Source organism: Metallibacterium sp., from assembly GCF_054637675.1.
The window spans coordinates 65,740-77,123 of sequence record NZ_JBTSRB010000001.1 but is presented as its reverse complement, the minus strand read 5'-3'; the positions used below and the strand labels follow the sequence as shown (position 1 = coordinate 77,123).

Sequence of the window (11,384 nt, the reverse complement as noted above, 5' to 3'; positions counted from 1 at the left end):
TTAGTGAATCTTCCAACTATTCCGGCACTGGAGCGCGCCCTTCAAGCGGGCAGTTACAAGGATGCTGAGGCAGGTGCTCGTACACGTCTGGAGGTGAAGCCGGATGATGTGTCCGCACTCGTGATCCTGGCCGTCGCTTTGGGGGCGCAAGGAAGACTCGCCGAGGCTTTGCCGTACTACCGACAGCTGACCGATGCGCAACCCGGCGAGGCAGCGCATTGGAGCAATCTCGCGACCGCGTTGCGTGAGGCGGGCAAGCTTGATGAGGCTGCTGTGGCCTATCAGCAGGCGCAAGTGTTGAGCCCTCATGACGCGAGCGTGCTTGCGAATCTGGGTCTGTTACGTTGGCAGCAAGGCGATGTCATCGAGACCCGGTCCATCATGTTGGAGGCCAGCCAGCGTGCCCCGGATTCGGCCGAGCCGCGCATTTACGGGGCTTTGGCGTGTCATGCCTGTGCTGAGGATGATGAGGCGCGCCGCCTTTTGTCGGGCAGCGCGCGTTGGCCGCCGATGGATGAGAGCCTGGAAGTTGATCTCGCCACGGCACTGATCCAGATCGAGCAGACCGATGCTGCCGAGCGTCGCCTGCAGCAGTTGCTGGACAGGAAACCGGATTCGGCCAGGGCACGCGTGCAGCTTGCGGCGCTTTATGAGCGACTGAGTCGCATCGTCGAGGCCGAAAACATGCTTGCTGCCGTTGCGCCCGAAGCTTGGGATGATGAAGGTTTGGCGGTGCGCGCCGCGTTACTGCTGCGAGCGGGGCGCGTGCTCGAGGCGCGGACCGCGTATGAAGCGCTACTCGAGCGCGTGGGTGCGACGGCTGCCAACGCGCCGTTTCATTTTGCGCTGGCCAAGGCCTGTGACCGCTTGGGCGATGCCGCCTCGACCATGCGCGCGCTTGAGGACGGGCATGCAGCACAGCTACACACCGCCTCGCGTTTGGTTCCGGATTTGGTCGACCCCGCATCGGAGCCGCTGCCCATCACGCGACAGCGTGTCACGCATGTTGACCGTGCGAGTTGGCGGGCGATTGCGGCGCCCGGTGTGCAGGCGTCACCGATCTTTGTGGTGGGGTTTCCACGCTCGGGCACGACCCTGCTGGAACAGATGCTCGATGCGCATCCCGCGCTGCGCTCCATGGATGAGCAGGGGTTTTTCCAGGATGTCATCGAAGGGATGCAGCGCATGGGTTGGACCTATCCCCATGACTTGGGCAAACTGGACAGTGCGACATGTGCAGCGCTGCGCGCAATTTACTGGGCGAAAGTGGCGACCGTCGTCGCTCTCGAAGACGGTGTGCGATTGGTGGACAAGAACCCACTGAATATCCTGCGACTTCCCATGTTGCAGCGGATCTTCCCCAACGCCTCTGTGATTCTCGCCTTGCGCCATCCGATGGATGTCGTGCTGAGCTGTTACATGCAGAGTTTCCGAGCCCCTGCATTTCAAATGCTGTGTTCCTCGCTCGACCGACTGGCACGCGGCTACGCCAACGCCCTGCGGTTTTGGATGGACCAGAGCGAGGTGCTGCGTCCCCACGCGATGGAACTGCGCTACGAGGATTTGGTGGAGGATCCGGCACGGTACGCGCGTGCGTTGGGTGACTTCCTGGGCCTTGAGGACGTGTCGGCATTGCTCCAGTTCGATACGCACGCGCGCGCCAAGGGCTTCATCAGCACACCCAGCTATGCGCAAGTGGTTGAGCCGCTGCACAAGCGGGCCGTGGGGCGTTGGCAGCGCTACCGACCCTGGCTGGAGCCGGTGCGGCTTGAGCTTGCACCGTTCTGCGAACGCTTCGGCTACAGCCTCGACTAAACCATGTCCCAGGAGCGCGTCGACCGGATTCTTGGAGCGCTGCAGCGTGGGCAGGCGGCGCAGGCGCTGGCCGAGGCGCGTGTGTTGGCGCGGGACTACCCGCAGCACGAGGCGGTGTTGTCATTGCAGGCGACCTGTGCGCAGCAAGCGGGCGAGCTGGCGCAAGCCGATATCCTGCTGACGACGCTGGTCGAGCGATTCCCCAATACTTGGCAGCACTGGAACAATCTTGGCAATGTGGCGCGCGCGCGGGGTGAAGCCGCGCGCGCACGCGAGGCCTATGAACACGCGCTTGTGCTTCATCCCGGCGCAACGCGTACACGCGCCAACCTCGGCGTGCTGTTGCTCAGCGGTGGTGATCCCATCGCCGCCGCGGATGCCCTCAAGATCGCAGCGCAATCTCCCGATGCCGAGCCCAGCATGCGCATCTGGGCAGCGGTGGCGCATCAGGCGCTCGGCGATGTGGCCGCGGTCGATGTACTGCTGAGCGGCTGGCATCAGTGGCCACGCGGTTCCGAGGAGTCGTTGCTGGAGCTTGGCTGGTTGCTGGGTGAACGCGGCGAAATCGAGGCTGCTCTCTCCATGCTGGCTTCTATTTCCGGCGATCCGGAGATGGCGGTGCGAGCCACCGCGCGCCGTGTGTTGTTGCTGGAACGCGTCAATCGCCTGGATGCCGCGCGCCAGGCATTGGCCGAGTTGCCAGCAGAAAGCATCGCGCGGAGCGCCGAGGCACGACAGGAGCGCTTGCATGCGCACGCCAGCATGGCGGTGCGTGAGCGACGTTTGAGCGATGCGCGTTGCGATTTCGAGCGTGCATTGGCGATCGGTGAGGTGCGCCGTGGACGGGCAGGACTCCTGTTCGCCTTGGCGCGTGTGTTGGATCAGCTTGAGGACCCGGATGCGGCCTTGCGCATCTTGACCGAGGCGCATGCCTTACGCCCGCAGCACGTCGTGCCTCCCGATACACCACCGCGCGGTTGGCTGGCATGGCTGGTCGAGCGCAATGCTCCGGCGTCGATGGCGCCTGCGTCGGGTTCTGCTGCTCCACCCGAAACGCCTGTTTTTGAAGCGCCTGTGTTCGTGCTGGGATTTCCACGCTCGGGCACCACTCTGCTTGAGCAGATGCTGTCGGCGCATCCGATGCTGGTTTCGATGGACGAGCGTCCGCTGATCCTGGACGCCGTGCGCGACATGCGCGCGCATGGGCTGGCCTATCCGGACGCGCTGCCGGCGCTCGCCCCAGAGATTGTCGACGCCATGCGCGCAGCTTACTGGCAGTCCGCCGCGCAACACGCGCGTCGGGAGCAGTCGCAGCGCTTGGTCGACAAGAACCCGCTCAACATGTTGCTGCTGCCCATGATCTTGCGTCTGTTCCCGAGGGCGCGCGTGATTCGTTGCGTGCGGCATCCGTGCGATGCGATCTTGAGTTGCCACTTCCAGTCTTTCAGTGATCATGAAGTAGCCAGCATGAGCGCAAGCCTGCCGCGTCTCGCGGAGTCTTATGCGGCTTTTGATCGGCGTTTCCACACCGATGCCGATGCGCTCGATGCGGATGTGCTGGTGCTGCGCTACGAGGATTCGGTCCAAGAGACGGATACGGCTCTCGCGCGCATCGGCGTTTATCTCGGCCTCGCACAGGTCGAGGCCATGAAGAATTTTGCCGCACATGCTGCGCAGCGCGGCCTCATCAGCACGCCAAGTTACGCGCAAGTGGTTGAGCCGTTGCGACGCGACAGCATCGGGCGCTGGCGTCGTTACGAGGCGAGCTTCCGGCCCTTGCTGCCGCTGTTGCGTGAAGCGTTGAATGATGGCGGTTATGCATGTTGAGGGCCGGGACTCGCGCTGGCGTTGGTACCAGGCGGTTTGAACTGCCTATGCGGTCATGAGTTCAAAACTTGACGCAGGCATCGCGCGGGCACAGCAATTACGCAACCGCGGCGAATACGACGCAGCCTGTCAACTGTTGCGCGCGGCGCTGGGGGCCAGCGCCAGCGCCGAGGATTGCTATCGCGTTGCCTTGTTCATCAAACAGACGCGGCGCGAGCACTGGGCCTACGAGGTTTGCGAGCAAGCACTGGCGCGAGGATCGCGCACACCGCAGCTCCTGGCTTTGAGTGGCAGTCTTGCGCAGTCCATGGGCCGTTTCGAGCGAGCGCGCACGCATTTGCTGGCGGCTTGGCATGCGGGCATCGATTTGAACGAGTGGCAGGTGTTGCCGGCGCTGGCACACACCCTGCGTTATACGGATTCGCAGCACCCTGATCGCGCATTGTTGGAATCCGCACTGGCCACGTCAGCGTTGTCGCCCACGACCCGCGCCGCGCTGCATTTTGCACTCGGAAAATTGCACGATGATTGCGGTGAGCCAGCGCAAGCCGTCACACACTGGCGCGGCGCGCATGCAGCAGCATCCGCGGTCGCGCGCTGGGATGCGGCACGCTGGCAGCAGCGCGTGCGTCTCGCGCAATGGGTGGAGCCGATCCGGCGATGCGCCCCCGCTCCGTATGCGCCTGTCCTGATCGTGGGCTTGCCGCGCAGTGGGACGACCGTGCTGGCCGAGCAACTGGCGCGCGGCGCGACTCTGGTTAATCGCGGCGAGATGCCATTTTTGCTGTACGTACATGACCAGCTTGCCGGTCAGACGTGGCATGGGCAGGAGCCCAACGAGGGTCGCGCGTTATGGCTGGTGCATCTGCGTCAGGACGATATGCCGGCAAAGTCGCACTACATCGACAAGAATCCGTTGAATCTGCTGGCGCTGGAAACGGCGTTCGCGCTGTGTGCCGAGACGCGCGTGATCTGGTGTCATCGCGATCAAGCCGATAACGCGCTGTCTCTGTGGTCGCAATCCTTCGCGCATGCGGACTACGCGTTCAGCCATCGCTTCGAGGATATCGCTCGCGTGCAAGACGACTGCACGCTGTTGCGCCAGCATGCGCACGCGCGCTGGCCTGACCGGGTGATTGATCTGGATTACGCGCAGCTCGTCCAAACCCCTGAAGCGACGTTACGGGAGGTTTTTGCGCATCTCGGAATCGATCCGCCCGCGGGTGTAGCTACGACGACACAGAGCGCGATCGGCAGTGCCAGCCTGTGGCAGGCGCGCCAGCCCGTGCATGCGCGATCACTGGGACGCGCGCATGATTACCGCGCGTGGATTCCGGAGCTTGATGGTTTTCTTGATTGCTGACTGTCAGCCGTTGGCGATGCGCGCTGGCTGCGCGGAAATGACCTCCAGCGCATCGAGCACACGCCGCCGCTCGCGTTCCAGGCGCGTCGGCAGGCGCGCGCCGAATTCGGCGAAGTAATCACCCAGCGCCTGCATCTCGCGCTGCCAGCCGGCGTGGTCGATGCTCAGCAGCGCATCCAGTGAGGCGGCGGGCAGATTCAGCGCGGCCACATCCAGATCATGCGCGCGCGGCAGGTGGCCGATCGGCGTTGCCACGGCATCGGCCGCGCCTGCGCAGCGCGCCAGCATCCACGCCAGCACGCGCAGGTTGTCGCCAAAGCCCGGCCACAGGAACCTGCCGTCGCCGCCTTTGCGGAACCAGTTGACGTGGAAGATTTTCGGCAACTGCATGCCGGGCCGGTCGAAACTCAGCCAGTGCGCGAAGTAGTCGGCGAAGTTGTAGCCGCAGAACGGCTTCATCGCCATCGAATCGCGGCGCAGCACGCCGACGGCGCCGCTGGCGGCGGCGGTGGTTTCCGAGCTCATGGCGGCGCCGAGCATCACGCCGTGCGCCCAGTCGCGCGCCTCGATCACCAGTGGCAGCAGCGATTCGCGGCGTCCGCCGAAGACGATGGCGCTGATCGGCACACCCTGCGCATCCTCGGCATGCGCTGAGAAGCTCGGGCACTGCCGTGCGCTGACGGTGAAGCGCGAATTGGGGTGCGCTGCCGGGCCGCGCGCGGGATCGAACGGCCGCCCCTGCCAGTCCAGCGCCGGCACGCGATCATTGAGGCCCTCCCACCACGGCTGGCCATCGGCGGTCGTGGCCACGTTGGTGAAGATCGTGTCGTGATCGAGCATGGCCAGCGCGTTCGGGTTGGTCCTGGCGCTGGTGCCGGGGGCGACGCCGAAGAACCCGGCCTCGGGATTGATTGCCCACAGGCGGCCATCCTTGCCTGGCGCCATCCAGCAGATGTCATCGCCTACCGTCCACACCTTCCAGCCGGCGTGGCGCATGTCCTCGGGCGGCACCAGCATGGACAGGTTGGTCTTGCCGCAGGCCGATGGAAACGCCGCGGCGATGTAGTGTGTCTGCCCCTGCGGATTCTGGATGCCGACGATCAGCATGTGCTCGGCCAGCCAGCCCTCCTGGCGCGCCTGCCACGAGGCGATGCGCAGCGCGTGGCACTTCTTGCCCAGCAGCGCGTTGCCGCCATAGCCCGAGCCATAGCTCTGGATGCTGAGCTCCTCGGGAAAATGCATGATGAAGCGGCGCTCGGGGTCGAGTTCGCCGGTGGAATGCAGACCGCGCACGAAGTGCCCCTCGCGCTCGATCCGTGCAAGTGCCCGCGCGCCCATGCGTGTCATCAGGCGCATGTTGGCCACCACGTAGGCGCTGTCGGTAATCTCCACGCCGCAGCGCGCCAGCGGAGAATCGATCGGGCCCATGCAGTACGGCACCACGTACAGCGTGCGCCCCTGCATGCAGCCGGCGAACAGCGCGTCCATCCTGGCGTGCGCTTCCTGCGGCGCCATCCATGGATTGTTGGGGCCGGCGTCGTCGCGCTCGCGCGTGCAGATGTAGGTGAGGTGCTCGACGCGCGCCACATCGCCCGGATGCGAGCGGTGCAAGGTGCAGCCCGGATGCGTGCGCGCATTCAGCGCGTGCAATTCGCCGCGCGCCAGCATCTGCGCGAGCAGCGCATCGTATTCGGCTTGCGAACCGTCGCACCAGTGGATGCGCATGGGCTGGGTCAGGTGCGCCATCTCATCGACCCACTGATTCAAGGCGGCGAACGAGCTGGACATGGCGGGCAGTTCCGAACGTGTATGCGCCTGACCTTAACTGCCACGCGTGCGCGTGATCACGCCGCAGTGCAGCGCACAAATGACTGGAAACGCTTGCACCAGCAGATCCACGCGTGCCGCGCCGTGGTGGGTGGCCGGGTTGAATTTGGGACGGACATCAGCGCGGCTTGCAAAAACGCTCCGGCACAAATGCGCATGCGCACCGCAGCAAGGATGCCCGGTTTTGCAAACTGATCAGCAGATAGCTCCGATGTTCAGATCAGCGAACGCGCCAACAGCCTGGATGCCGGCGCTGATGCGCGATGGCGAGCACCGTGGCGGTGCCTGCAATGAAGCACATCCTGCGCTCACTCCGCGATGAACGTATCGATCACGTGCGCGACGTAGGCCTCGTATTCGTCCTGGCTCAGGCGCGGCACGCCGAGATGCACGTTCATCTGCAGGAAGCCGACGTAGGCGGCGTAGGTCAGGCGCGCGCGATGGCCAGCGGCGCTGCGCTCCATGCCGGCCTGGCGATAAGCCAGGGCCAGAAAATCCATGCGCCGCTGCGATACGCGCGCCATCAATGACTGGATGCGCGGGTGGTCGAGCGCGCGCAGCAGCGCGGCGTAAACGCGGTGCGGCTGCACCTCGTGGGCGATGCGGCGGAATAGTTCGCGCAACCGCGCGCGCGGGTCGGACGTTGCCTCCACCTCGGCGCTCAGCTCGCGCTCCACATCCGCCTCCCAGCGCTCCAGTGCGGCGTTGAGCAGCGCCTCGCGGCTGGGAAAGTGCCAGTAGAAGCTGCCCTTGGTCACGCCCAGCGCGCGTGCCAGACCCTCGACGTTGAGCGCGTTGACCCCCTGCTCGGCGATCAAGGCCAGCGCGGCGCGCTCCCAGTCAGCGGCGCTGAGACGCGATCGTTCCGCTTTGCCCGTACTTTGACTGTGCATGCGCGCATGGTAGGACGCCGCGCGCGAAATTACCCCGTACGCAAGCGTATTGACGCGCGCGCCCCAGCCTGCGCACACTTGCGCGATGGATTCGATCACCCGGCACGCGGCGTCGCAGCCGCAGCACTTTATTGCGCCCGACGGCCTCAGCCTCGCGGTGGAACGCTGCGGCGCGGCCGCTGCACCGGTGCTGCTGTTCGCGCACGGCTTTGGCCAGACCCGGCAGGCGTGGCGCGGCGCGACCCACAAACTGGCGGCCGCGGGCTGGCAGTGCGTCAGCTTCGATGCGCGCGGCCACGGTGACAGCGAACGCGTGGCCGGCGGCCACTACCACCTCGCGCAGTTCATCGAGGATTTGCGCGCGTTGGCGTCCGCGCAGCCATCGCCACCGGTGCTGATCGGCGCTTCGATGGGCGGGCTGCTCGGCATCGCGGTGGCCGGCGATGCGCAGCGCCCCGCGCCGTTTTCGGCGCTGGCGCTGGTCGACATCACCCCGCGCTGGGAGGCGGCCGGCGTGGCGCGCATCCTCGATTTCATGCGTGCGTATCCGCAGGGTTTCGCCGACTACGACGCGGCTGCGGTCGCGGTCACCACCTATCTGCCGCAGCGCAGCGGGCGCAAGGGCGAGGAGCGCCTGCGCGCGTTGTTGCGGCGCGGAGCGGATGGCCGCCTGCGCTGGCACTGGGATCCGGCGCTGCTGGATGTGGTCGAGAACGAGGGCCGCGCGCAACAGCAGGCCCTGCTGGAAGCGACGCGCCGCATCCGCTTGCCGACGCTGCTGGTGTCCGGCGGCTTGAGTGACGTTGTGTCCGCGACTACCGTGGACGAGTTCATGCAGCTCCTGCCCGGCGCCGTTCACGTGAACGTGCCGGGTGCCACGCATACGCTGGTGGGTGACGCCAATGATGCCTTCGTCGCCGCCATCGCCGATTTCGTGCGCGCATTGCCGTGCACACCTGCCGGGGTAGAGTCATGACTATCGTGTTGATCGTGCTTGCGCTGCTGGTGCTGTCGCTGCTGCTGGCGTTTCTGCGCAGCAATGCGGCGCTGTGGTCGGCGCTCAGCATCGTGCTGGCCGCCGCGGTGGGCTACGCCGTGGGTAGTGCGCGCGAGGCACTCATCGCCGCCATCGTGCTGGCGCTGTTGACGCTGCCGTTCGCGATCGTGCCGCTGCGCCGCGCGCTGTTCAGCCGATCGCTGCTGAAGGCCTTCGCGCATGCGCTGCCGCGTTTGTCGGATACCGAGCGCACCGCGCTGGATGCCGGCACCGTCGGCTTCGAGGCCGAGCTGTTCTCGGGCAAGCCCGACTGGCACAAGCTGCTGGCCGAGCCCAGGCCGGCGCTCAGCGCCGAGGAACAGGCCTTCATGGACGGGCCGGTGGAGCGCCTGTGCGCCATGCTCGACGACTGGCGGATCACCCATGAGCTGGCCGATCTGCCGCCCGAGGTGTGGGCGTTCCTCAAGCGCGAGCGCTTCTTTGGCATGATCATTCCCAAGCGCTACGGCGGGTTGGAGTTTTCGGCGCTGGCGCATTCGGCGGTGCTGCAGAAAGTTTCCAGCATCTGCCCCACCGCGTCCTCGACCATCGCCGTGCCCAACTCGCTGGGCCCGGCCGAGCTGCTGCTGCACTACGGCAGCGAACAGCAGAAGGACTATTACCTGCCGCGCCTCGCCGATGGCCGCGAGATTCCCTGTTTCGCGCTCACTGGCCCCTACGCCGGTTCCGACGCCACCTCGATTCCGGATTTCGGCATCGTCGGCAAGGGCTCGTGGAAGGGCGAGGAAGTGCTCGGCTTGCGCCTGACATTCGACAAGCGCTACATCACCCTGGCGCCGGTCGCCACCCTCATCGGGCTGGCCTTCCGCCTGTACGACCCCGAGCATCTGATCGGCGGTGTCGAGGATCGCGGCATCACCCTGGCGTTGATTCCGCGCGAGACGTCCGGCCTTGACATCGGCCGCCGCCACATGCCGCTGAACATCCCGTTCCAGAACGGTCCGGTGCGCGGCAAGGACGTGTTCGTGCCGCTGACGCAACTGATCGGCGGGCCGGAAATGGCCGGGCACGGCTGGCGCATGCTGGTCGAGAATCTCTCGGTCGGGCGCGCGATTTCGCTGCCTTCCAATGCCGCCGGTTTCGCGCGCATGGCGATCGCTTCCACCGGGGCTTACGCGCGCTTGCGCAAGCAGTTCGGGCTGGCCATCGCGCGCTTCGAGGGCGTCGAGGAAGCGCTGGCGCGCATCGGCGGCATGAGTTACCTGGTCACCGCGCTGTCGCGGTCCACCGCGGCGGCGGTCGATCGCGGCGAGAAGCCCGCGGTCACCTCGGCCATCGCCAAGTACCACGCCACCGAGATCGGCCGCGAAGTGGCGCGCGACGCCATGGACGTGCACGGCGGCAAGGGCATCATCCTAGGCCCCGGCAATTACCTCGGCCGCAACTGGCAGGGCGCGCCGATCAGCATCACCGTCGAGGGCGCCAACATCATGACGCGCTCGCTGATGATCTTCGGCCAGGGCGCGATCCGCTGCCATCCGTGGGTGCTCAAGGAAATGGCCGCCGTGGCGGAGACCGACCGGCGCAAGGCGCTGCGCGATTTCGACGCCGCCATGTTCGGGCACGTCGGTTTCGGCCTGTCCAACGCGGTGCGCAGCTTCGTGCTGGCGTTGAGTCTGGGCCGGCTCAGCAACGCCCCCGGCGACGCGCACATCCAGCGCTACTACCGCAAGCTCAACCGCTATTCGGCGGCGCTGGCGCTGTGCGCCGACGTGGCCATGGGCACGCTCGGCGGGCGCCTGAAGTTCAAGGAAAAACTCTCGGCGCGGCTGGGCGATATCTTGAGCTATCTGTACATCGGCAGCGCGCTGCTCAAGCGCTACGAGGACAACGGCCGCCCCGAGGCCGAGCGTCCGTTGCTGGCGTTTGCTTTCCACGAGAGCATCTGGCGCCTGCAGAACGCGCTGGATGGCGTGATCCGCAATTTTCCGATTCGCCCGGTGGCGTGGCTGCTGCGCGCGCTGGTGTTCCCGTTGGGTAGGCGCGAGGTACCGCCTTCCGATCGCCTCGGACGGCGCGTGGCCGCGGCCATCACCGCGCCTGGCCCGGCGCGCGCGGCGGTGCTGGAGTGGTGCTATCTGACGCCAACGCCCAACCATCCCGTTGGGCGCCTGCACGCGCTGCTGCCCGATGTGGTCGCCGCCGAGCCGGTCGAGCGCAAGCTCCAGAAAGCGCTGAAGACCGGCGCGATCAAGGCGCACGATTATCTGGCGCAGGTGGACGAGGTCGCGCAGCAGGGCGTGCTCAGCGCCGAGGAGGCCGCATTGCTGCGCCACGTGCGCGAGGCCGGCGCCGAGTTCATCGCCGTGGACGATTTCGATCCGGCCGATCTGCGCGCCGGCGCCGCTGCGCGCGCCGACGTGGTGGCGGTCGCGGGGGGAGTCACGCGCGTCGCGTGAGTTCCATGACGCATGTGATTGCGCCGCGCGCTGCCGGCTGGCCCCGGCAACGCCCGGCCGCACGATGGCAATCATTGCCGAGACGCTTTGGCCTGCAACACGGCTGAGCAATATCACGGCATGAGCAATATCAAGAGTCATCCTGAGCCCAGCGCAGGTTCTCATCTCGACACTGGCGTTGTACTTTGTGCATGCGCCACATG

7 protein-coding genes are annotated in these 11,384 nt (G+C 66.2%); 5 read left to right on the top strand and 2 right to left on the bottom strand.

The window, feature by feature from the left end; all coding sequences use genetic code 11:
• Nucleotides 1–3 precede the first annotated feature (3 nt).
• From ACYDAT_RS00310 to ACYDAT_RS00300, 3 genes are read left to right on the top strand one after another with little or no spacing between them, the layout of a single operon-like run.
• Nucleotides 4–1,815 (top strand): tetratricopeptide repeat-containing sulfotransferase family protein, encoded by a 1,812-nt coding sequence (locus tag ACYDAT_RS00310; RefSeq protein WP_461448158.1) that lies wholly within the window; start codon nucleotides 4–6, stop codon nucleotides 1,813–1,815.
• Between the two features lie 3 nt (nucleotides 1,816–1,818).
• A complete protein-coding gene (locus ACYDAT_RS00305) occupies nucleotides 1,819–3,642 on the top strand; it encodes a sulfotransferase family protein (protein WP_461448157.1) in 1,824 nt (607 codons plus the stop codon).
• Nucleotides 3,643–3,697: 55 nt separating this feature from the next.
• Nucleotides 3,698–5,005 (top strand): sulfotransferase family protein, encoded by a 1,308-nt coding sequence (locus ACYDAT_RS00300; protein WP_461448156.1) that lies wholly within the window; start codon nucleotides 3,698–3,700, stop codon nucleotides 5,003–5,005.
• Between the two features lie 3 nt (nucleotides 5,006–5,008).
• Here ACYDAT_RS00300 and ACYDAT_RS00295 read toward each other — a convergent pair whose 3' ends face one another.
• Together ACYDAT_RS00295 and ACYDAT_RS00290 are read right to left on the bottom strand one after the other, a co-directional pair.
• Nucleotides 5,009–6,793 carry a phosphoenolpyruvate carboxykinase (GTP) gene (locus ACYDAT_RS00295; protein WP_461448155.1) on the bottom strand — a complete coding sequence of 595 codons (1,785 nt, stop codon included), beginning with the start codon at nucleotides 6,791–6,793 and terminating at the stop codon, nucleotides 5,009–5,011.
• Nucleotides 6,794–7,140: 347 nt separating this feature from the next.
• Nucleotides 7,141–7,725 (bottom strand): TetR/AcrR family transcriptional regulator, encoded by a 585-nt coding sequence (locus tag ACYDAT_RS00290; RefSeq protein ID WP_461448154.1) that lies wholly within the window; start codon nucleotides 7,723–7,725, stop codon nucleotides 7,141–7,143.
• An 85-nt stretch (nucleotides 7,726–7,810) separates the two neighbouring features.
• Between ACYDAT_RS00290 and ACYDAT_RS00285 the strand changes: the two genes are divergently transcribed.
• Nucleotides 7,811–8,701, top strand: a complete 891-nt coding sequence (locus ACYDAT_RS00285) for an alpha/beta fold hydrolase (protein ID WP_461448153.1) — start codon at nucleotides 7,811–7,813, stop codon at nucleotides 8,699–8,701.
• On the top strand, nucleotides 8,698–11,181 hold the full coding sequence (locus ACYDAT_RS00280; protein ID WP_461448152.1) for an acyl-CoA dehydrogenase: 2,484 nt from the start codon (nucleotides 8,698–8,700) through the stop codon (nucleotides 11,179–11,181). Before ACYDAT_RS00285 ends, ACYDAT_RS00280 begins: the two co-directional genes overlap by 4 nt.
• Nucleotides 11,182–11,384 lie beyond the last annotated feature (203 nt).